This is a genomic window from Gordonia sp. GONU (genome assembly GCF_024733855.1).
GTDB classification, from domain to species: Bacteria; Actinomycetota; Actinomycetes; order Mycobacteriales; family Mycobacteriaceae; genus Gordonia; species Gordonia amicalis.
In genome coordinates, this window is record NZ_JANRHB010000001.1 from 58,764 (window position 1) to 80,752 (window position 21,989).

The 21,989-nt window shown below is 69.1% G+C and carries 19 protein-coding genes; 1 reads left to right on the forward strand and 18 read right to left on the reverse strand.

Annotated features, from left to right (window positions below; all coding sequences use genetic code 11):
• Window positions 1-309: 309 nt before the first annotated feature.
• The 10 genes from pyrF to NWF34_RS00325 form a co-directional block, all read right to left on the reverse strand.
• Window positions 310-1,140, reverse strand: a complete 831-nt coding sequence (gene pyrF / locus NWF34_RS00280) for an orotidine-5'-phosphate decarboxylase (RefSeq protein ID WP_258323993.1) — start codon at window positions 1,138-1,140, stop codon at window positions 310-312.
• Between the two features lie 13 nt (window positions 1,141-1,153).
• Complete coding sequence (carB, locus tag NWF34_RS00285) at window positions 1,154-4,489, reverse strand: carbamoyl-phosphate synthase large subunit (RefSeq protein WP_258323994.1); 3,336 nt, start codon at window positions 4,487-4,489, stop codon at window positions 1,154-1,156.
• Window positions 4,489-5,676, reverse strand: coding sequence for a glutamine-hydrolyzing carbamoyl-phosphate synthase small subunit (carA, locus tag NWF34_RS00290; protein WP_024497138.1), 1,188 nt, complete (start codon window positions 5,674-5,676; stop codon window positions 4,489-4,491). Before carA ends, carB begins: the two co-directional genes overlap by 1 nt.
• Window positions 5,673-6,293, reverse strand: coding sequence for a hypothetical protein (locus tag NWF34_RS00295; protein WP_258323995.1), 621 nt, complete (start codon window positions 6,291-6,293; stop codon window positions 5,673-5,675). The genes carA and NWF34_RS00295 overlap by 4 nt, the downstream gene beginning before the upstream one ends.
• Window positions 6,290-7,600: a dihydroorotase gene (locus NWF34_RS00300; protein ID WP_258323996.1), complete on the reverse strand. Its 1,311-nt coding sequence runs from the start codon at window positions 7,598-7,600 to the stop codon at window positions 6,290-6,292. The genes NWF34_RS00295 and NWF34_RS00300 overlap by 4 nt, the downstream gene beginning before the upstream one ends.
• A gap of 31 nt (window positions 7,601-7,631) precedes the next feature.
• Window positions 7,632-8,582, reverse strand: a complete 951-nt coding sequence (locus NWF34_RS00305) for an aspartate carbamoyltransferase catalytic subunit (RefSeq protein WP_006436307.1) — start codon at window positions 8,580-8,582, stop codon at window positions 7,632-7,634.
• Window positions 8,582-9,166, reverse strand: coding sequence for a bifunctional pyr operon transcriptional regulator/uracil phosphoribosyltransferase PyrR (gene pyrR, locus NWF34_RS00310; RefSeq protein WP_258323997.1), 585 nt, complete (start codon window positions 9,164-9,166; stop codon window positions 8,582-8,584). The genes NWF34_RS00305 and pyrR overlap by 1 nt, the downstream gene beginning before the upstream one ends.
• A 155-nt stretch (window positions 9,167-9,321) precedes the next feature.
• Entirely contained in the window at window positions 9,322-9,807 is a 486-nt protein-coding gene (nusB, locus tag NWF34_RS00315; protein WP_258323998.1) for a transcription antitermination factor NusB, read from the reverse strand.
• Between the two features lie 3 nt (window positions 9,808-9,810).
• Complete coding sequence (gene efp, locus NWF34_RS00320) at window positions 9,811-10,374, reverse strand: elongation factor P (protein ID WP_006436310.1); 564 nt, start codon at window positions 10,372-10,374, stop codon at window positions 9,811-9,813.
• A 21-nt stretch (window positions 10,375-10,395) separates the two neighbouring features.
• Complete coding sequence (locus tag NWF34_RS00325) at window positions 10,396-11,514, reverse strand: Xaa-Pro peptidase family protein (RefSeq protein WP_258323999.1); 1,119 nt, start codon at window positions 11,512-11,514, stop codon at window positions 10,396-10,398.
• Between the two features lie 109 nt (window positions 11,515-11,623).
• Here NWF34_RS00325 and NWF34_RS00330 point away from each other — a divergent pair, with 109 nt between their 5' ends.
• Window positions 11,624-12,109 (forward strand): B-4DMT family transporter, encoded by a 486-nt coding sequence (locus NWF34_RS00330; RefSeq protein ID WP_258324000.1) that lies wholly within the window; start codon window positions 11,624-11,626, stop codon window positions 12,107-12,109.
• Between the two features lie 718 nt (window positions 12,110-12,827).
• On the opposite strand, the gene aroB is transcribed toward NWF34_RS00330, so the two are convergent.
• Genes aroB through alaS form a run of 8 tightly spaced genes read right to left on the reverse strand, consistent with a single transcriptional unit; the run spans window position 12,828 to window position 21,974 of the window.
• Window positions 12,828-13,940, reverse strand: coding sequence for a 3-dehydroquinate synthase (aroB, locus tag NWF34_RS00335; RefSeq protein ID WP_258324001.1), 1,113 nt, complete (start codon window positions 13,938-13,940; stop codon window positions 12,828-12,830).
• Between the two features lie 10 nt (window positions 13,941-13,950).
• Window positions 13,951-14,499 carry a shikimate kinase gene (locus NWF34_RS00340; protein ID WP_258324002.1) on the reverse strand — a complete coding sequence of 183 codons (549 nt, stop codon included), beginning with the start codon at window positions 14,497-14,499 and terminating at the stop codon, window positions 13,951-13,953.
• Window positions 14,496-15,704 (reverse strand): chorismate synthase, encoded by a 1,209-nt coding sequence (aroC, locus tag NWF34_RS00345; protein WP_258324004.1) that lies wholly within the window; start codon window positions 15,702-15,704, stop codon window positions 14,496-14,498. Before aroC ends, NWF34_RS00340 begins: the two co-directional genes overlap by 4 nt.
• Before the next feature lie 42 nt (window positions 15,705-15,746).
• Entirely contained in the window at window positions 15,747-16,154 is a 408-nt protein-coding gene (locus NWF34_RS00350) for an A24 family peptidase (protein WP_258324005.1), read from the reverse strand.
• A 52-nt stretch (window positions 16,155-16,206) separates the two neighbouring features.
• Window positions 16,207-17,067, reverse strand: a complete 861-nt coding sequence (locus tag NWF34_RS00355; protein WP_375295605.1) for a shikimate dehydrogenase — start codon at window positions 17,065-17,067, stop codon at window positions 16,207-16,209.
• Window positions 17,058-18,863, reverse strand: coding sequence for an endolytic transglycosylase MltG (gene mltG, locus NWF34_RS00360; protein ID WP_258324006.1), 1,806 nt, complete (start codon window positions 18,861-18,863; stop codon window positions 17,058-17,060). Before mltG ends, NWF34_RS00355 begins: the two co-directional genes overlap by 10 nt.
• The gene (ruvX, locus tag NWF34_RS00365; protein ID WP_258324007.1) at window positions 18,850-19,299 is read right to left on the reverse strand and encodes a Holliday junction resolvase RuvX; all 450 of its coding nucleotides are present in this window, start codon (window positions 19,297-19,299) and stop codon (window positions 18,850-18,852) included. The genes mltG and ruvX overlap by 14 nt, the downstream gene beginning before the upstream one ends.
• Window positions 19,299-21,974, reverse strand: coding sequence for an alanine--tRNA ligase (gene alaS, locus NWF34_RS00370; protein WP_258324008.1), 2,676 nt, complete (start codon window positions 21,972-21,974; stop codon window positions 19,299-19,301). Before alaS ends, ruvX begins: the two co-directional genes overlap by 1 nt.
• Window positions 21,975-21,989 lie beyond the last annotated feature (15 nt).

Here is a 21,989-nt window from a genome sequence, read left to right on the forward strand (position 1 = left end):
TGATCAGGCATTTGCGAGCGCGACCCCCCGTTTTCGCGGTGTTTTCTCATGTTGTAGTGCACCGCAGCACTTCGGCCCGGCACGCCGGCGCTCCACTCGGTGTTGCACCGCTCTGACGACGGGTTTTACATCATACCCGCAGGTCACGACAGTGGCGCCGGTGAACTAGATCGATAGCAATGCGAAATACTTGCAATCGAGCGATCGACGTACTGAGACAGATGTGACTGGAGTGGTGTGACCAGATTCGTCTGGAATTCGACGACGCTTTGCGCGTGTCGCGGCGTCGCACGGAACCGGGCGGTCGCCTCAGCCCAGCGCGGTCTCGATCTCGTCGCGCGCCCGGACGAACGCGTCGCGCAGTGCGTTGACGTCTGGACCGGCGCGGAGCACTCCGCGCGAACTCGCCGGCAGCACCCACCCGGGGTCGGCGCCGGCGAAGACCGCCTTCAGATCCTCGGCGGTGGCTCCCTGAGCACCCAGACCCGGCGCCAGGATCGGGCCGTTCAGGTCGGCCAGGTCGAGTCCGTGCTCGCGGGTCGCACCCACGACGAGGCCGGCGGTCGCGGTGCCGTCGGCGTTCTCGGCCGCCGCGGCATCGACGATCGACTGGGCGACCGTCCGCTCCCCCGTCCGCGCCTGCTGCACGTCTCCGCCCTCCGGATTGGAGGTTCGCGCGAGGACGAACACGCCGCGTTCCCCCGCCCGCGCCAGGTCAAGCGCCGGGCGCAGCGATTCGTAGCCGAGGTACGGCGAGGCGGTCACCGAGTCGGCGCATAGCGGTGAGGCGTCGGCCAACCACGCCTGTGCGTACGCCGACATGGTCGAGCCGATGTCACCGCGCTTGGCGTCGGCGATCACCAGGGCACCCGCCTCGCGGCAGCCCGCGATGACCCGTTCGAGCACCGCGAAGCCCGCGGCGCCGAACGGCTCGAAGAAGGCGACCTGCGGCTTGATCACCGCCGCCGACGGGGCCAGCGCCTCGACGCAGATGTCGGCGAACCGCGACAACCCGTCGACGGACACGTCCAGGCCCCAGTCGGTCAGCAGACCCGCGTGCGGGTCGATACCCGCGCACAGGCGTCCGCGTTCGGCCGTCACCCGCCGGTAGCGGGCGCCGAAGCCGGACGCCCGCGTCATGCGGACGCCACCGTCATGAGAGGCCGGCCATGTCCGCGTGGCGTCGCTGGATGGAGCGGACCTGGACATCGCCGTTGATCGCGGCCTCGATGCCCTGCACCGCCGCGCTGGCGCCCTGCACCGTGGTGATGCACGGGATGTTCACCGACACCGCGGCACTGCGGATCTCGTAGCCGTCGACGCGGGGGCCGGAGTTGCCGAACGGGGTGTTGATCACCATCGTGACCTCGCCCGCCCGGATGATGTCCACGACCGTCCGCTCTCCCGCGGTGGCCTCGAAGTGCTTGAGGACGGTCTCACACTTGATTCCGTTGCGACGCAACACATCTGCGGTTCCCTCGGTGGCCAGGATCTCGAAGCCGAGGTCGGCGAGGTGCTTGACCGGGAAGATCAGCGCCCGCTTGTCCTTGTTGGCCACCGACACGAAGATCTTGCCGCTGGTCGGCAGCGACCCGTAGGCGGCGGTCTGCGACTTGGCGAACGCGCGACCGAAGTCGGCGTCGATGCCCATCACCTCGCCGGTGGACTTCATCTCCGGGCTCAGCAGGTTGTCGACCCCGCTGCCGTCGTGGCGACGGAACCGGTTGAACGGCAGGACCGCTTCCTTCACCGAGATCGGCGCGGTCGCCGGGGTCTCGCCACCGTCGCCGGTCTCCGGCAGGATGCCCTGCTTGCGCAGGTCGGCGATCGACGACCCGAGCATGACGCGGGCACACGCCTTGGCCAGCGGCACCGCGGTCGCCTTCGACACGAACGGCACCGTGCGGCTCGCGCGCGGATTCGCCTCCAGGACATAGAGGACGTCGTCCTTGAGCGCGTACTGGACGTTGAGCAGACCCTTCACCCCGATGCCCTTGGCGAGTGCCTCGGTGGAGGTGCGGACCATCGCCAGGTCGGCGCGGCCGAGGGTGACCGGCGGCAGCGCACACGCCGAGTCACCGGAGTGGATACCGGCCTCCTCGATGTGCTCCATCACGCCGCCGATGAAGACCTCCTCGCCGTCGCACAGGGCGTCGACGTCGATCTCCACCGCATCCTCGAGGAACCGGTCGACCAGCACCGGATGGTCGGGGGTCAGTTCCGTGGCGCGAGAGATGTAGTCCTCCAGGGACTTCTCGTCGTAGACGATCTCCATGCCGCGGCCGCCCAGGACGTAGGACGGACGCACCAGCACCGGATAGCCGATGCGTGCGGCGGTGTCACGGGCCTCGGCGAAGCTCGTCGCGGTACCGAACGCCGGGGCCGGCAGACCGGCCTCGGTGAGGACCTTGCCGAACTCGCCGCGATCCTCGGCGAGGTCGATGGCGGCCGGGCTGGTCCCGACGATCGGGACACCCGCCTCCTCGAGGCGACGTGCGAGACCCAGCGGAGTCTGGCCACCGAGCTGCACGATGACACCGGCGACGGTGCCCGACTGGGATTCGGCGTGGTAGACCTCGAGCACGTCCTCGAAGGTCAGCGGCTCGAAGTACAGGCGATCGGCGGTGTCGTAGTCGGTCGAGACCGTCTCCGGGTTGCAGTTGACCATCACGGTCTCGTAGCCGGCCTCGCTCAGCGTGAGTGCGGCGTGGACACATGAGTAGTCGAATTCGATGCCCTGTCCGATGCGGTTCGGGCCCGAACCGAGGATCAGCACCTTGGGACGATCCGGCTGCGGCGCGATCTCGCTGGTGGCCGCGGGATCGAGCTCATAGGTCGAGTAGTGGTAGGGCGTCTTCGCCTCGAACTCGGCCGCACAGGTGTCCACGGTCTTGTAGACCGGGCGCACACCGAGCGACAGGCGATGCGCACGCACCGCCGCCTCGTCCTCGAAATCCGAACGGAGAGCGGCGATCTGACGGTCGGAGAAGCCGGTCGACTTCGCCTCGCGCAGCAAGGCCTCGTCGAGGATGTCGGCGTCGCGGATCTCCGCACCCAGCGCGGCGATCCCGCCGATCTCGGCCAGGAACCACGGATCGATGGCGGTGGCCTCGTACAGGTCCTCGATCGTGGCGCCGGCCTCGAAGGCCAGCATCAGCTTGTAGAGACGCCCGTCCTTCGGCGTCTTGATCTCCTCGAGCAGCGCGGGCAGATCGACGGTCTTCGGGTCGGGCCGGTTGGCCTCCACCCAGAAGCCGCCGGCCTTGGTCTCCAGCGAGCGCATGACCTTGCCGAGCGCCTCGGCGAAGCTGCGGCCGAGGCTCATGGCCTCGCCCACCGACTTCATCGTGGTGGTCAGCGTGTCGTCGGCGCCCGGGAACTTCTCGAACGCGAACCGCGGCGCCTTGACCACGACATAGTCGAGCGTGGGCTCGAAACAGGCCGGGGTCTCCTTGGTGATGTCGTTGACGATCTCGTCGAGGCTGTAGCCGATGGCCAGCTTCGCGGCGATCTTGGCGATCGGGAAGCCGGTCGCCTTCGACGCCAGTGCCGACGACCGCGACACACGCGGGTTCATCTCGATCACGACGAGGCGTCCGTCGCGCGGGTCCTGGGCGAACTGGATGTTGCAGCCGCCGGTGTCGACGCCGACCTCGCGCAGGATGTCGATCGAGAGGTCACGCATGATCTGGTACTCGCGGTCGGTGAGGGTCATCGCCGGGGCGACGGTCACCGAGTCGCCGGTGTGCACACCGACCGGGTCGAGGTTCTCGATGGAGCAGACGACCACGACGTTGTCGCGGTTGTCGCGCATCAGCTCGAGCTCGTACTCCTTCCAGCCGAGGATCGACTCCTCGATGAGGACGTTGGCGGTCGGCGACGCGGCGAGACCGCCGCCGGCGATCCGCTCCAGGTCGTTGTCGTCGTAGGCCATGCCCGAGCCGAGGCCGCCCATGGTGAACGACGGACGCACGACGACCGGGAAGCCGAGTTCGGCGACGGTCTCGCGGACCTCGTCCATCGTGTGGCAGACGCGGGAGCGCGCGCTCTCGCCGCCGACCTTCTCCACGATGTCCTTGAACATCTGGCGGTCCTCACCGCGCTGGATGGCGTCGAAGTCGGCGCCGATCAGCTCGATGCCGTACTTCTCCAGCGAGCCGCGGTCGTGCAGCGCGACCGCGGTGTTCAATGCGGTCTGCCCGCCGAGGGTGGCGAGCACGGCGTCGATGGGATGTCCGGCGTCGCGCTCGGCCTCGATCACCTTCTCGACGAACTCGGCGGTGATCGGCTCGATGTAGGTGGCATCGGCGAACTCGGGGTCGGTCATGATCGTCGCCGGGTTGGAGTTCACCAGGCTGACACGCAGGCCTTCGGCCTTGAGGACGCGGCAGGCCTGGGTACCCGAGTAGTCGAATTCACAAGCCTGACCGATGACGATCGGCCCCGAGCCGATGACCAGGACGTGGTTGATGTCTTCGCGGCGCGGCATCAGGCACTCGCTCCTTGATTCTTGGTCTTCCGGGACGCACGGTCACCCTCGAGCAGGGTGACGAATTTGTCGAACAGATACGCGGCGTCGTGGGGGCCGGCGGCCGCCTCCGGGTGGTACTGCACGGAGAAGGCGCGGCCGGAGAGCAGCTCGACGCCCTCCACGGTGCCGTCGTTGGCGCAGACGTGACTGACCCGTGCGCGGCCGAAGTCGGAGTCGAACTCCTCCCCCGCCTCGCCCTCGAGTGCGAAGCCGTGGTTCTGCGAGGTGATCGAGACCTTGCCGGTGGCGTGGTCGACAACCGGGATGTTGATGCCCCGGTGCCCGAACTTCATCTTGTAGGTGGACCGGCCGAGGGCCCGGCCCAGGATCTGGTTGCCGAAGCAGATGCCGAACAGCGGCAGGTCCTGCCCGAGGACACCACGCGTGAGCTCGACGATGTCGTCGGCGGTCGCCGGGTCGCCCGGACCGTTGGACAGGAACACGCCGTCGGGCCTGAGGTCGGCGATCGCGTCGAGCGCGACCGTCGCCGGCAGCACATGCGTACGGACGCCCCGCTCGGCGAACATCCGCGGGGTGTTGGTCTTGATCCCGAGGTCGATGGCGGCGACGGTGAACCGGTGCGCCTCGAGAGGCTCCACGACATACCCGTCGGACGTGGTGACCTCATCGGCGAGCCTGGCGCCCTTCATGTCCGGCTGGTTGCGCACCCGACCGACGAGTTCGTCGGTGTCGGCGAGCGCCGGTCCGGAGAAGATGCCGGCCTTCATCGAGCCGTGGTCGCGGAGGATGCGGACCACGGTGCGGGTGTCGATCCCGCCGATGCCGACGATCCCCTGCTTGACGAGTTCGTCCTCGAGCGAGGTGGTCGCGCGCCAGTTCGAGACTCGTCGGGTGGGGTTTCGCACCGCATATCCGGCCACCCAGATCTTTCCGGAGTCGCCGTCGACCCCGGTGCTGCCCGCGCTGCCGGTGCTCTCGCCGTCCTCGGTGTTCCAGCCGGTGTTGCCGATCTGCGGCGCGGTGGCCACGACGATCTGCCGGTGGTAACTCGGGTCGGTCAGGGTTTCCTGGTAGCCGGTCATCGCGGTGCAGAACACCGCTTCACCGAGGGTCTCGCCCACTGCGCCGAAGCTCCGGCCGGTGAACACCTGGCCGTTCTCCAGCACCAAGACCGCTGTGTTCATTCCTGTGTCCCCTGTCCACTGTCATGCTGCCCGGCAAAGGCGTTCACCCAGCCGGGGTAGATCGATTTGTCGTCTGCGCGGATTCCCGTGTCGATCTCGGTGCCGCTGGGCAGGACCCATCGGATCACCAGGACACCGTCGGCACTCATCACCTTGCCCGCGATGCCGCGTTCGGTCCGTACCGCGGTGATCGCCTCTCGCGGAATCCAGATGTCGCTCGCGCCCTGGCGGGAGATGAGGACGCCCGCTGCGAACTCGGCGATCGTCGCCGACGCGCGGTCGGAGATGTCACCGACGACCACGCGGTTCTGCCAGCTCGGTGCAATGGTGCTGCCGAGGTAGAGGCCGGTGTCGGGGCCGCGGTACTCCGCCCCGAGGTCGGCCGGGGTCGGCGGTAGTTCGCCGATGAGCTCGGCCTGTGCCGCCTGCTTCTTCTTGTTGCCGGTGATCAGCAGGTAGAACATCGACAGCAGGCCGAGGGCGATGAGCGCGCACACGCCGATGAACCACGCGTTGAACACGAACCTGCCGTAGCCGAGCCAGGTGGTGAAGAGCGACGCGGCGACGACGAGTGAGAGGATGGCCGGCACCAGCCCTCGGCGGGACTCGACGCTCATCGGGTCACCCGACCCTCGCGGGTGGTGACCACCCCGCGCAGGACGGTGGCGGTGACGGTCGCCGGCATCGTCATCTCCTCGAACGGAGTGTTGCGCGACAGGCTGGCCAGCTCGTCTCCGCGGACCACCCACGAGGTGTCCGGGTCGACGACGGCGAGGTTGGCGGGTTCGCCGACCTCGATCGGGCGGCCCTGATCGGTCAGTTCGACGATCTGCGCCGGCCGTTCGCTCATGACCCGTGCGACGCCGCGCCAGTCGAGGAGTCCCGGTTTGACCAGGGTCTCGACGACGATCGGGAGCGCGGTCTGCAGCCCGAGCATGCCCGGCTTGGCCTGGGCGAACTCGCAGCACTTCTCCTGCGCGGCGTGCGGCGCGTGGTCGGTGGCCACACAGTCGACGATCCCATCAGCGAGGGCCCGGCGCAGGGCTTCCTTGTCACGGACCTCCCGCAGCGGCGGATTGACCTTGTTGATCGGGTCGTACGTTTCGAGACGCGAGTCGTCGAGGAGCAGGTGGTGCGGGGTCACCTCGGCGGTGATCGCGATCCCCTGGTCCTTGGCCCAGCGCAGCAGCTCGACCGTGCCCTCGGTCGAGGCGTGGCAGATGTGGATGCGTGCTCCGGCGTCGCGGGCGAGAAGCGCGTCGCGGATGACGATCGACTCCTCGGCGGCACGCGGCCAGCCGGCCAGTCCGAGCCGGGACGCGGTGGCGCCCTCGTTGGCGACGGCGCCGACGGTCAGGCGCGGCTCCTCGGCGTGCTGGGCGATGAGCACGCCCAGTCCGGTCGCATACTCCAGGGCGCGGCGCATGAGGAGCGGGTCGTGGACGCATTTGCCGTCGTCGCTGAACATCCGGACGCCCGCGGCGCCGGCGTTCATCATGCCCATCTCGGCGAGCTGTTCGCCCTCGAGCCCGACGGTGACCGCACCCACCGGGTACACGTCGACGAGCCCGACCTCGCGGCCGGAGCGCCACACGTTGTCGGTGACGGTGGAGTTGTCGGCGACCGGGCTGGTGTTGGCCATCGCGAACACTGCGGTGTAACCGCCCAGGGCGGCGGCCTCGGAGCCGGACCGGATGGTCTCGGTGTCCTCGCGACCGGGTTCACGCAGATGGGTGTGGAGGTCGACGAACCCGGGCAGCAGCACTCCGCCCCTGCCCTCGATGCGCTCGGCACCTTCGGGTGCGGACAGGCCCGCGCCGATCTCGGTGATCACGCCGTCGACGACGAGGACATCGATCGGCTCGCCCTCGCCGTAGGGACGGACCTCGCCGATGAGGACGGTTCCGGTTGCCGGGGCGGTCACGTGCGAACTCCTGACGTGCTGGGGGTGGTGGTCACAGGTGGGCTCCCGCGGAGTCGGACCCGACGAGCAGCCGGAAGAGGACCGCCATGCGTACGTGGACGCCGTTGCGGACCTGCTCGAGGACGGTGGCCTTCGGCGAGTCGGCGACCGACCAGCCGATCTCCATACCGCGCAGCATCGGCCCCGGATGCAGGACGACCGCATCGTCGGCGAGCATCGCCAGGCGGCGGTCGCTGAGACCGAAGCGGACCGAGTACTCACGGGGACTCGGGAAGTATCCGCCGTTCATCCGCTCGGCCTGGACGCGCAGCATCATCACCGCGTCGACGGCGGGCAGTTCGGCGTCGAGGTTGCCCGAGACGGTGACCGGCCACTCACCCACTCCCGCCGGGAGCAGGGTCGGCGGGGCGACGAGGACGACCTCGGCGCCGAGGGTCGACAGCAGGTGCGCGTTGGACCGCGCGACCCGTGAGTGCACGACGTCGCCGACGATCGCGATGCGACGTCCCTCCAGCGAGCCGAGCCGCTGGCGCAGCGTGAGCGCGTCGAGCAGGGCCTGCGTGGGATGTTCGTGGGTGCCGTCTCCGGCGTTGATGATCGCGGGACCCTCACCGTTCGAATCGGTTGTCCAGTCGGCGATCTGGGCCGGCGCGCCCGACGCGGGGTGGCGGACGATCAGGGCGTCGGCACCGGCGGCGTGCAGGGTCTTGACCGTGTCGCGCAGCGATTCGCCTTTGCCCACCGAGGAACTCGAGGCGCTGACGTTGATGACATCGGCGCTCATCCACTTGCCTGCCACCTCGAAGGAGACGCGGGTGCGGGTGGAGTTCTCGTAGAAGACCGTCATGACGGTCCGGCCACGGAGCGTCGGGAGCTTGCGGACCTCACGACCGGTGAGGGCCTGTTCGAAACGCTCGGCGTCGTCGAGGAGCGCTGTGGCCTCGTCGCGGTTCAGGTCCTGCGTGGAGAGCAGATGCCGCATCACGAATCGCCCTCGGCGGCAACGGCGTTCGTAGCCGAGCTGAGGACGACCTCGTCGACTCCGTCGTGTTCGGTGAGATGCACCGACACCTGCTCGTCGCGAGCGGTCGGGATGTTCTTGCCGACATAGTCGGCGCGCAGCGGCAATTCGCGGTGGCCGCGGTCCACCAGCACCGCGAGCTGGACCGCGGCGGGGCGTCCGAGATCGCGCAGCGCGTCCAGGGCGGCGCGGACCGTGCGCCCCGAGTAGAGCACGTCGTCGACGAGGATCACGATCGCGCCGTCGACGCCGCCGGCGGGGACCATCGTCCGTTCGAGCGGGCGATGGGGCTTGCCGCGCAGATCGTCGCGGTAGAGAGTGATGTCGAGGTAGCCCACCGGCACCTCGACACCGGCGAACTCGCCGATCTTGGAACCCAGACGAGTCGCGAGAGATGTTCCGCGAGTGGGAATTCCGATGAGAACGACGCGCGGGGCGTCGGGCGAGTCCAGAGCTGTCTTCTCGATCACCTGGTGTGCGACACGAGCAATCGTGCGCGACACGTCAGCGGCATCGAGCAGCACCCTGGGAGCGGGGCTGGCCAAAGCCGACCTCCTTCTCCGCCTCGCAGGACGGATCGTTAAAGGATGTCTGTCTCGCGACACTTTACACCGCGTCGCGAGACAGACGAATTCCCGCGACCTGCGCCACATTCTCGACGCATCGCGTCACTCCGGAGGAACCCGGAGAGGGGTGCCGTTCAGTCCGCGGCGGAATCGCCGGCGGCCGGACCGCTCGGCTCGGCGGACGCGGCGGCACGGACCTGCGGCGCGAGCTCGGCGATCTTGGCGAGCACTCCGTTGACGAAGGCCGGCGAATCATCGGTGGACAGCTCCTTGGCGAGCTCCACCGCCTCGTCGACCACCACGATGGGGTCGACGTCGAGCGAGTTGAACAGCTCCCAGGTCGCCAGGCGCATGATGGCGCGGTCGACCGCGGGCAGACGCTCCAGCGTCCACTCGCGCAGATGGGAGGAGATGACCGCATCGATCTGGTCCTGATCGTCGGCCAGACCCTGGATCACCGTGGCGGTGTAGTCGTGGATCGAGCCGACGCTCTCGTCGGTGCGGACATACTCTCGGCGTTCGGCGACGAGCTGGCTGGGACTGACCTTCTTGGCCTCGGCCTCGAAGAGCAGGTCCACCGCGCGCCGCCGCGCCTTGTGTCGGGTTCCGGGTTGTTTCACAGGTCAGGAGTTGACGCGGCCGAGGTAGCTGCCGTCGCGCGAATCGACCTTCAGCTTGTCGCCGGTGTTGATGAACAGCGGCACCTGGATCTCGGCGCCGGTCTCCAGCGTGGCGGGCTTGGTGCCGCCGGTGGAGCGGTCACCCTGCAGACCCGGGTCGGTCTGGGCGACGATGAGCTCGACGGTGACCGGGAGTTCGACGAACAGCGGGGTGCCCTCGTTGAGCGAGACCTGCACGGTCATGTTCTCGAGCAGGAAGCGCGCGCCGTCGCCGACCACGGCCGGCGGCAGGGCGAACTGCTCGTAGTCCTGCGCGTCCATGAAGACGTAGTCGGTGCCGTCGTTGTACAGGAAGGTCATGTCCCGACGGTCGACGGTGGCGGTCTCGACCTTGACGCCGGCGTTGAAGGTCTTGTCGACGGTCTTGCCGCTCATCACGTTCTTGATCTTGGTGCGCACGAATGCGGGACCCTTGCCCGGCTTGACGTGCTGGAACTCCTGGATCTGCCAGAGCTGGTCGTCCATGCGCAGCACGAGGCCGTTCTTGAAATCGGCGGTGGTCGCCATGTGGTGTTTCTTCCCTTGCAGTCAGATGACGGTGAATGTCTTGTCGGTGGTGGTCAACAGTTCCGGGTCGCCTTGTGTGACGACCAGGGTGTCCTCGATCCTGACCCCACCCCATCCGGGTAGGTACACACCGGGCTCCACGGTGACCGCAGCACCGCATGGCAGTGTACCCGTCGAGAGTTTGCCGATTCCCGGCGCTTCGTGGATCTCGAGGCCCACGCCGTGGCCGAGTCCGTGCACGTAGTGGTCGCCGTGCCCGGCGTCGTCGATGACGGCACGCGCCGCGGCGTCGACGTCCCGCAGCTCCATGCCCGGGGCGAGAGCGGTCCGTCCGGCGGCCTGCGCGGTGGCGACGAGGTCGTAGATGTCGCGTTGCCAGTCCGCGGCACGCTGCAGCACGAAGGTTCGGGTCATGTCGGAGTGGTAGCCGCCGACGACGGCGCCGAAGTCGATCTTGACGAGGTCGCCGTCGGCCAGCGCGGTGTGCGTGGGCCGGTGGTGCGGAATCGCCGAGTGCGGCCCGGCGGCGACGATCGTCTCGAAGGCGATGCCGTCGGCGCCGAGGCGGTACATCTCGAACTCCAGGGCGCGGGCGGCTTCGCGTTCGGTGGTTCCGGCGCGCAGGACACCGTCGGCGATGATCCGGGCCAGAGCGGCATCGCCGATCGCGCAGGCAGCGCGCAGCAACGCGATCTCCCCCGCATCCTTGACGGCCCGCAGACCCTGCACGACGCCGGTGAGACCGACCAGTTCGACCCCGGAATCCTCGATCGACGCGGTCAGCGCACGGTGCCCGGCGACGGTCTCGGCATCGGCCTCGAAGCCGATACGGGCGGCACCCGCGGTCCGCGCGTGCGCAACCAGGGCGGGGACGCAGGCGCGTTCGATGACGGGCTCGACATCGGGGACCTGCGCGGCGACCTGGGTGAGGTAGCGGCCGTCGGTGGCGATCCGGTCCCCCGCGGGGTCGCACACGTCGATGAGGACTGCCGCGTTGGAACCCGTGAAGCCGGTCAGGTACCGGACGTTGACGAGGTCGGAGACGACGAACGCCGCGACCTCCGCGTCGGCTCCCGAGTGGTCGCGTAACTGGTTCCGCAGCCGGTCTCGTCGGCCGGCGGTGTCGTGGATGATCGGCACCCGAGCAACGCTACGGCGGGACGTCCGACTGTGCGAACCCGGCACGCGGAGCCGGCCACATCGACCAGGTGTGTCCGCAATCACGGCACGGATGCGTAGTATGACGCGCATGTCTACGTGGTTGGTACGCGGTCTGGCGATGACCGCTGTTCACGTCCTCGCCCGAATCCTGCTCGGTGTCGCAGTGGTCGAGGCCCCGCTGAACTCCACCGTGTGGCGCACCGTCGCCATCGCGGCGGTCGTCCTGGTAGCCCTGGTCTGGGGTGGTTTCGACGGTATTCGCGATGCGCGCGCCAATCCCGATCCGGACGACTACGCGGATCTCACCGTGCGCTGGCTGAAGGCCGGTGTCCTGGCCGGGGTCGCCGCCGGGCTGATCTCGTGGATCATCGGCAACACGGTCCTCGCCGGGATCGGCCAGGCCGGCCTGTTCGTCGAGCTGATCGCCGGTGCCTCGTTCACCGCTCTGCTCGTGTTCGTCCCCGCGTTCGTCGGTGCCGCCATCGGCCGCTGGTTGATCCGCCGCGAGCAGAACAAGGGCGCCTCCGACGACTGGTCGGTCCACGAGGACCGGCACGCCGACGCGGCCCAGTAGGCGACAGACGACGAACCTTACAAACAAACGAACCCACTGCCCGGCGAAGGCAGTGGGTTCGTCTGTTCATGTAGGTGTGAGGCGCGCACGCCGCAACCCCACGCCAATTGATGTCGTTTCGGGGGTGCGCACCTCAGTACCCGCGGCCGGCTGGCCGGACGTCGTGGAATACAAAAGAAACCGAGTCACGGTAGGCAACGGGCTCCGCGGATCACACGCGACGGGCTCGTCACACCCGCGACCCTTGTCCGTGCACTGGGCCGCCAGGGGCTGCACTGCGGGCCGGGCGGGGCCGAAAGTCGCGTCCATCTCAGGGGCCGGCAAGGGCAATACGCCCTCCGCCAGCGCTCACGTGGACGCGTCCGTCGGCGCTCGCCCTTTCCAACGGACCGGTGCGCGATAAGTCGCATCCCGCTCAGCGGTGTCCGAGGGCAGAATGCCCTCGGACGTCGCTCTCGGGGACGCGAACTCCGGAACCTACGGCGGACGCGTCGCGAAGGGCTCACGAAGTCGACTCACCTGGCCTTCGAGCCTCGTCGACTTCGATGCGCGCGCCTTCGTCGCTTACTCAGCCCGGAGGCTTCCGTACCTCGCACCTCCGGCGGCGGCGTTCGGTTCGTCGCGATCTTTCGGATCAGGCAGCGGACCTGGGTCCGTCGCGTTCTTTCGGATCACGGACCAATGGGTTACCCCGGTCGCCGCGGGTACCGACGTGTGGTTAGAGCAGGACCGAGGTGCTCTTCCCCGCCCCGCCGGCCACCGCGGAGTAGGCGGCGGCGAGGAGGCCGGGGTCGGGTCCTTCGAGCCGGCCCGGCTTGGCCAGTCCGTCGAGCACGACGAAGCGGAGCACACCCGAACGGTTCTTCTTGTCCCCCGCCATGCCCTCGAGCAGGTCGGCGAAGGCGTCGGGGTCGTAGGAGGTCGGCAGGCCCACGAGTTCGAGCACCGACCGGTGACGGTCGGCCGTCGCGTCGTCGAGACGCCCGGCCAGGCGCGCCAGTTCGGCGGCGAACACCAGGCCCACCGACACCGCGGCACCGTGACGCCAGCGGTAGCGCTCGCGTCGCTCGATCGCGTGGCCCAGGGTGTGGCCGTAGTTGAGGATCTCGCGCAGCGAGGACTCCTTCAGGTCGGCCGAGACGACGTCGGCCTTCACCTGCACCGACCGGCGGATGAGATCCGGGAGCACCGGCCCGGTCGGGTCGAGGGCGGCCTCCGGATCGGCCTCGATGATGTCGAGGATGGTCGGGTCGGCGATGAAACCGGTCTTGATGACCTCCGCGAGCCCGGCCACGATCTCGTTGCGCGGCACCGTCTCGAGCGTGCCGATGTCGATCAGGACCGCGTCGGGCTCGTGGAACGACCCGACGAGGTTCTTGCCCGCCTCGGTGTTGATGCCGGTCTTGCCGCCCACCGCGGCGTCGACCATCGCCAGCAGCGTGGTCGGGACGTGGATGACCCCGATGCCGCGCATCCAGGTGGCGGCGACGAACCCGGAGAGGTCGGTGGCGGCACCGCCGCCGAGACTGATGACCTTGTCGTTGCGCTTGAGACCGATCCGGCCGAAGACCTCCCAGCAGAACGCGGCCACCGACAGGTCCTTGCCCGCCTCGGCGTCCGGGATCTCGATGCGGTGCGCGTCGAAGCCCTTGTCCGCCAGGAATTCCCGGATCTGCTCGGCGGTCTTGTTGAGCGGGGGCTGGTACAGGATCGCGATGCGGTCGGCGCCGGCCGCGGCCGCGGCGACCTCGCCGAGCAGCCCGCGGCCGATCGTCACGTCATACGGCGCGCCGGCATCGACGCGGATCACAACGGGTTCGGTGTCGGTCATGGGTCTGTCCTCACATCAGTTCGCGGGCGAGTTCGGTGACGATGGCGTCGGCGACGTCCTCGGGAGCGGCATCGGCGTCCACCTCGAAGGAGCACACCGACGAATAGGTGTCGGTGCGCTCGGCGAGAAGTTCGGCATAGCGGGCGGCCGGGTCCTCGGTGTCGAGCAGCGGCCGGTCGGTGCCGGAGACCCGCTCGTAGCCGCGTTCGGCGCTGACCCGCAGGTAGACCACACGGTGACCGGTCAGTGCATCCCGCACTCCGGCGGTGGTCACCGCACCTCCACCGAGCGACACCACCCCGCTGTGGTTGTCGAGGACATCGGTCACGACGTTCTCCTCGATCGTGCGGAACCCGTCGACCCCGTCGGAGGAGAAGATCTCGGGGATGCTGCGCCCGGTACGCCGGACCAACTCGATGTCGGTGTCGACGAAGTCGACCCCGAGCCGGTCGGCGAGCAGACGCCCGACGGTCGACTTGCCCGCACCCATGAAGCCGATCAGCACTGCGGCGGGGCGGCGCCCCGTGGTCGGCCGCGTGGGGGTCGGCGTCTGCGTCATGGGCGCGGCGGGCGCGCGTGGACGGCTGTCAGGTAGGCGCCGAGGTTCGCGGAGGTCTCGGCGACCGAGTCGCCGCCGAACTTGTCCAGTGCCGCCTGGGCGACGACGAGCGCCACCATCGCCTCGGCGACCACACCGGCCGCGGGCACGGCGCACACGTCCGAACGCTGGTGGATCGCGCTGGCGGTCTCCCCCGTCTCCATGTCGATCGTCGACAGCGCGCGCGGCACCGTCGAGATCGGCTTCATCGCGATCCGGACGCGCAGGTCCTCGCCGTTGGTCATGCCGCCCTCGAGGCCGCCCGCGCGGTTGGTCGACCGCAGCACGCCGTCGGGTCCGGGCACCATCTCGTCGTGGGCCTCGCTGCCGCGGCGGCGGGCGGTCGTGAAGCCGTCGCCGACCTCAACTCCCTTGATGGCCTGGATGCCCATGAGAGCGGCCGCCAGGCGCGCGTCGAGCCGGGTCTCTCCGCTGACGTGCGAACCCAGTCCGACCGGCACGCCGGTGGCGACGATCTCGACGACACCGCCGAGGGTGTCGCCGTCCTTCTTGGCGGCTTCGATCTCGTCGATCATCGACTTCTCGGCGGCGGCGTCGAACGCGCGGACCGGGCTGGCGTCGATGGCCTCGAGGTCGCTGAAGCGCGGCGGCGGACCGACATAGGGATCGCTCGCGCCGATCGAGATGACGTGGGAGACGACCTCGATGCCGAAGACCTGGCGTAGGAAGTTGCGGGCGACGGTGCCCGCGGCCACGCGGGCAGCGGTCTCCCGGGCGCTGGCACGTTCGAGGACCGGACGGGCGTCGTCGAAGCCGTATTTGAGCATGCCCGAGTAGTCGGCGTGCCCGGGGCGCGGACGGGTCAGCGGCGCGTTCCGGGCGCTGCCCTCGAGTTCGGCGGGATCGACCGGGTCGGCCGCCATCACGGTCTCCCACTTGGGCCACTCGGTGTTGCCGATCTCGATGGCCACCGGGCCGCCCATCGTGCGGCCGTGGCGCACGCCACCGAGCACGGTGACCTTGTCGGCCTCGAACTTCATCCGCGCGCCCCGGCCGTAACCGAGGCGACGGCGGGCGAGCTGTTCGGCGATGTCCGAGGAGGTCACCTCGACCCCGGCGACCATGCCCTCGACGAGGGCGACCAAGGCGGGTCCGTGGGATTCTCCGGCAGTTATCCAGCGCAGCACAGTGATCAATTGTTCCATGTGCCCCACGAGTGGCCGACAGCGGTCGTGGGGCGGGCGTCGTCAGCGCAGATCGGACACGACGATCAACGCGCCGACGAGCGCCGGTGCGTGCGCCCGGCCTCGTGACCGCGCCGTCGGCGATGTCTCTGCCATCGTCGCGACCGGGACCGCGACCAGGGAGAGCAGGGCGGCGAGAGCCACCATGACCAGCGCGGTGTCCCAGGACAGCGTGAGACCGCCGCAGGCGAAGGCCAGCTTCACGTCACCCCCGCCGCACCACCCGGCGGCGAAGGTCAGCAGATACGGCGTCGCGGCCGCCGCCGCGGCGAGTCCGACGGACGGCTGTGCGACCGCGCTGAGCGCCACCGCCCAGAGTCCGGGCCAGACCATCACGTTGGGGATGCGCCGGGTGCGCGCGTCGGTGACGGCGATCGTGAGCAGCCACACCGAAATCGAGAGCTCGACCATGCGCCGAGCATCGCGCCCCCGGTGGGTGCCGGCGAGCGAGGTCTCCACACCCTCACGCGTTGGGGATGAGCACCTTCGTCATCGCCTCGCGAGGTGCCGGCAACCCGGTGAACAGCTCGACCTGACGGAACGCCTGGTTCAGCAGCATGACCAGTCCCCCGACGACGGCACCACCGGCCGCCTCGACGGCCTGCGCCAGCGGCGTCGGCCAGGGGTCGTAGATCACGTCCACGACCTTGCCCGCGTGGGCGATGGCCGGCGCGAGGATCTCGGCGGCCGGCGCGGGCACCGTCGACACCACGACGGAGGCGTCGCGACAGCGATGTTCGAGTGCGGCACCGGCCTCGAAGGCGATGACCTCACCGGCGATGCCCAGGCGGTCGCACAGGTCGAGGACCGCCGCGGCACGTCCGGCGTCGCGCGCCACGATCGAGATCGTCGAGACGCCGACCTCGGCGAGCGCCACGACGGTCGGCAGCGCCGTGCCGCCGGCGCCGATCACGACCGCATCGGGGGCGGCCCCCGCGGCGATGTCGGCGTCGACGCCCAGTGCCGCCAGCGCGCCCGTCATGCCGTCGATGTCGGTGCAGTCGGCCCGCCAGCCGTCATCGGTGCGCACCAGAGTGTTCGCCGATCCGACCAGCGCAGCACGTTCGGTCCGCTCGGTCGCGAAGTCCAGCGCGGCCAGCTTGTTCGGCATCGTCACCGAGAACCCGATGAACTCGGGTGCCGCGCCCGACACGATCCCGGGCAGCTCGTCGGCCGTGCACTCGATCCGGTCGTAGGACCAGCCGTCGAGTCCGAGGGCGTGATAGGCGGCGAGATGCACCGCCGGTGACCGCGAATGGCCGATCGGCGAACCGAGCACCGCCGCCCGGCGGTGATCCCCGTACGGCGAACGGATCACCGGCATCCCGTCGACACCAGCTTGTTCTGACAGGCGACGAGGCGATTGCGCTTGTGTTCTTCGAAGGTGTTCGCGAACAACGTGGTTCCCGCCGTGTCGACGGTCACGAAATACAGCCACGATCCCGGTGCCGGGTCGAGCATCGCCTCGAGTGCCGGGACACCGACGGCCGCGATCGGGGTCGGCGGAAGACCCTTGTAGCGGTAGGTGTTCCACTCGTTGTCGGCCTTGTAGGCCTCACCGTGCACGTCGATGTTGGTGACGGCGGCGGTGTAGTTCTGCGTCGAGTCCATCTCCAGCCGCTGATCCTCGTCGAGACGGTTGCGGATGACGCGGGCGACCTTGGGGGCGTCCTCGACGTGGCGCACCTCGCGTTCGACGATCGACGCGGCGATCAGCGTCTCGTACGGCGCCAGTCCCGACTTGTTGTTGTCCACCAGCCCCCACTGGTCGAACATCACCGCGCTCTGGGTGATCATCTCGTTGAGGATCTGCACGGCGGTGTGATCGGGTTCGACGCGTTCCCACGTCGTCGGCGCGATGAGGCCCTCGATGCGGCGGTGGTCCCCGGTCATCGACGCCACGTTCTCCCTAGCCCACTCGGGCACCCCGAGCTCCTCGGGGGTCGCCTTCGCGGCCGCCTCCTCGAGCTGGGCCACGGTGACGCCCTCGGGCTGGCCGTTGACCTCGGTCGACGTGGCGTCCTGGATCATCTGGAAGATACCCGGCGTGATCTTGCCGTCGATGCCGGTCTTGGAGTCGAGCTGGAGACCCGGCGGGATCACCACGCGTCCGACGCGGTGCTGGGCGCTGTCGTCGGTGAGCATCTCCACGGCGGTCGACGCCGGGATCTGGGTCCTCATCTTGTAGAGCCCACCCGACATCGGCTGACCGTCCGCGGCGTCGATGAAGGCACGCACACTGCCGACGACATCGGCGTCGACCAGGATGCGCCCGAAGTCGGCGAGGGTCGAGTTCTCGGGGATGTCGACGATCACGTCGCCGGCGCCCGCCGTGGTGGTGTAGTCCTTACGCGACTCCAGAACCCCGGTCGCACGCAGACCGTAGTATCCGACGCCGCCGACGAGCGCGAGCATGAACACGACAGCGAGCGCCAGAACCACCCGGCGCTTCTTCTGGTTCGCGCGGGAGCGTCGTCGCGGGCGCCGTGATGCCGGTGCCGGCTCGACGTCGTCGGCGCCCGGCCACCAGTCCTCCTCGTCGCGACCGCCGTGTCCGCGCCGGCCGTCCGGCACGGGTTCGGCGTACGCGGGTTCGGCGTACGCGGACTCGGGGTACGCGGACTCCTGATTGTCGACGTCGCTGAACTCGCGCTCGTCGTAGCGTGGTTCGAGGTACTCGGTTGGGGCCTGCGGCAGCTCGGGCTCGGCGGTGTCGGCCGCCTCGTGAGCGGGCGTCGGCGGAGGGGGCGGCGGCGCGGGCCGGCGCGGAGCGACCGGCGGCGGAGGTGCCGCCTGGGTACGCGGAGGCCGCGGGGGCTGTCCGCCCGGCGGGATCCGGACGGGCGTCGCACGCCGGGGGGCACCGACATGACCCGCCGTGCCGCCCTGAGGCGGGTTCGCGAGGTCACCGGGCTCGCCGAGCTGTCCCGTACGCCGACGACGATGCCGTGTGTTGGGCGACCCCTCGGCCGGCTGCGTGAAATACCGCAGACGTTCCGGATCCATGCCCTCGGCACGGCCGCCATGGTTGTCCCGGTGTCGCGTACGACGCCGTTCTTCGGTCACCGCCGGTTCCCCTCCCGACTCTGTCGAGGGACCATCGGACTCACCGTCGCGCATCCAGCCATCCCTGAAGGATAGCGACCGCGGCCGCCTGATCGATGACCCCTCGTGACGACTTCACCGACCGGCCGCTCGCATGCAGCGCCTGCTGCGCGGTCACGGTGGTGAAACGTTCATCCTGCCAATGCACTTCGGCCGGCGCGATGCGCTCGGCGAGCCGGTCCCCGAAGGCGCGCGCGGTCTCCGCGGCCACCCCGGTCGTGTTCTTCAGCGTCTTCGGCAGCCCGATGACGACGCCGATCGCCTCGTACTCGTTCACCAGGTCCACAATCCGGTCGAGATCGGTTGCGGCCGAAGGAGTTCGGCGGACCGTCTCGACCGGTGTGGCGAGGATGCCGTCGGGGTCGCACACCGCGACACCGATCCGGACACTCCCGACGTCGATGCCGAGTCGGCGACCGCGTCGGGGCGACGGGCCCTGATCTGAAGGCATCAGCCGACGAACTCACGGATACGCGACAGGGCGGCGTCGACACCGCCGGGTTCGGTTCCCGATCCCTGGGCGAGGTCGGGCTTGCCACCTCCACGGCCACCGACGAGCGGCGCCACCTCCTTGACGAGGTCGCCGGCCTTGATACCGGCGTCGCGGGCCGCGGCGGTCGTGGCGATCACGAACGGCACCTTGGCATCCGGTCCCTCGCCGTTCGGCGAGAAGATGGCGATCACGGCCTGGCGGTCGGCGACCCGGCCACGCAGGTCGGTGACGACCGAACGCAGTCCGTTGGCGTCGAGCCCGGGGACCCGGCCCTCGACGACGAGCGTGGAGCCGATGGTGGTCGCGGTGTCGAGGAGACCGGAGACGGCCGTCTGCGCCTGTTCGGCACGCACCCGTGCGAGTTCCTTCTCGGCGTCGCGCAGCTTGGTGACGAGCTGCTCGACGCGGCCGGGCACCTCCTCGGACGGCACCTTCAGCGACGACGCCAGACCGGCGAGCAGCGCTCGCTCCTTCGACAGGAAACGGAACGAGTCCATGCCGACGTAAGCCTCGACGCGGCGCACCCCGGAGCCGACGGAGGACTCGCCGATCAGCGTGATCGGACCGATCTGCGACGACGACACGACATGTGTGCCACCGCACAGCTCCATCGAGAACGGGCCGCCGATCTCGACGACGCGGACGACATCGCCGTAGTTCTCGCCGAAGAGCGCCATCGCGCCCATCGCCTTGGCCTCGGTGAGTCCGGTCTCGAAGGTGTTGACCTGATAGTTGGCCTCGACGGCCGCGTTGGCGATCTCCTCGATCTCCCGACGCTGGGACTCGGTCACCGGTCCGCGGGCGTTGAAGTCGAAACGCAGGTAGCCCGGACGGTTCAGCGAACCGGCCTGCGTCGCACCGGGTCCGAGCACCTCGCGCAGGGCGGCGTGCACCATGTGGGTGCCCGAGTGGCCCTGCGTCGCTCCGTGGCGCCATGCGGTGTCGACGGCGGCGAGGACCTCGTCACCCTCCTCGATCTCGCCCTCGTCCACCCGAACCTTGTGCAGCCACACCGACTTTCCGACCTTCTGCACGTCGGTGACCGAGAGGCGCACACCGGAACCGGTGGTGATGGTGCCGACGTCGGCCATCTGGCCACCCGACTCGGCATAGAGCGGGGTGCGGTCGAGCACGAGGGTGAGTTCCTGCCCGGCCGTCGCCACGGGCACACGTGCGCCGTCGGCGACGAGTCCGAGGACGCGCGCCTCGGAGACGAGTTCGTCGAAGCCGGTGAACTCGGTGGGTCCGCGGTCGAGGAAGTCGCGGTACACGCTCAGGTCGGCGTGCCCGGTCTTTCGCGCCGTGGCATCGGCCTTGGCGCGCTGCTTCTGCTCGGCCATCAGGGCGGTGAAGCCCTCCTGGTCCACCGACAGTCCGGCCTCGGCGGCCATCTCGAGCGTGAGGTCGATCGGGAAGCCGTACGTGTCGTGCAGGGTGAACGCGTCGGCGCCGGTGATGGTGGTGCTCGAAGACTTCTTGGTGGCGGTCGCGGCGTCGGCGAACAGCTTGGAACCGGCGGCCAGCGTCTTGGCGAAGGAGGTCTCCTCGCCCACCGCGACGTCCACGATGTGGGTGCGCTCGGTCTCGAGTTCCGGATACGACGGGGCCATCAGGTCGATGACCTTGCCGATGATCGCGCCCATGGTGGCCTGGTTGTCCCCGGCCCCCAGCAGACGCATCGACCGCACGACGCGGCGCAGCAGGCGACGCAGCACGTAGCCGCGGCCGTCGTTGCCGGGCAGCACGCCGTCACCGATCAGCATCGCCGAGGTGCGGGCGTGGTCGGCGATCACGCGGAAGCGCACATCGTCGGCATGCGAGCCGGCGCCGTAGGCGCGGCCGGTGAGTTCGGCGGCCAGATCGATGATCGGCTTGAGCAGGTCGGTCTCGTAGACGTTGTCGACGCCCTGCAGGATGCAGGCGACGCGCTCGACGCCCATGCCGGTGTCGATGTTCTTCTTGGGCAGGGGCCCGAGGATCTCGTAATTGTCCTTGCCACCCCCCGGACCACGGACGTTCTGCATGAACACGAGATTCCAGATCTCGATGTAGCGGTCCTCGTCGGCCTCCGGGCCGCCCTCGATGCCGTATTCGGGGCCGCGATCGTAGAAGATCTCCGAACACGGACCACACGGACCGGGGACGCCCATCGACCAGTAGTTGTCCTTCAGGCCGCGACGCTGGATGCGTTCGGCGGGCACACCGATCTCGTCGCGCCAGATGGCCTCGGCCTCGTCGTCGTCGAGATAGACGGTGGGCCACAGCTTCTGCGGATCGATGCCGTAGCCGCCGTCTTCCACGCTGTTGGTCAGCAGGGTCCACGCGAAGTTGATGGCCTCGCGCTTGAAGTAGTCACCGAAGGCGAAGTTGCCCGCCATCTGGAAGAAGGTGTTATGGCGGGTGGTGATGCCGACCTCGTCGATGTCGAGGGTGCGGACACACTTCTGGACGCTGGTCGCGCGGGAGTACGGCGGGGTCTGCTCGCCCAGGAAGTACGGCTTGAACGGAACCATGCCGGCGTTGACGAACAGCAGGTTGGGGTCGTCGAGCAACAGCGAGGCGCTGGGCACCTCGGTGTGGCCGGCCTTGATGAAGTGGTCCAGAAAGCGCTTCCGGATGTCATGCGTCTGCACTGTTGGTCTTGTCCT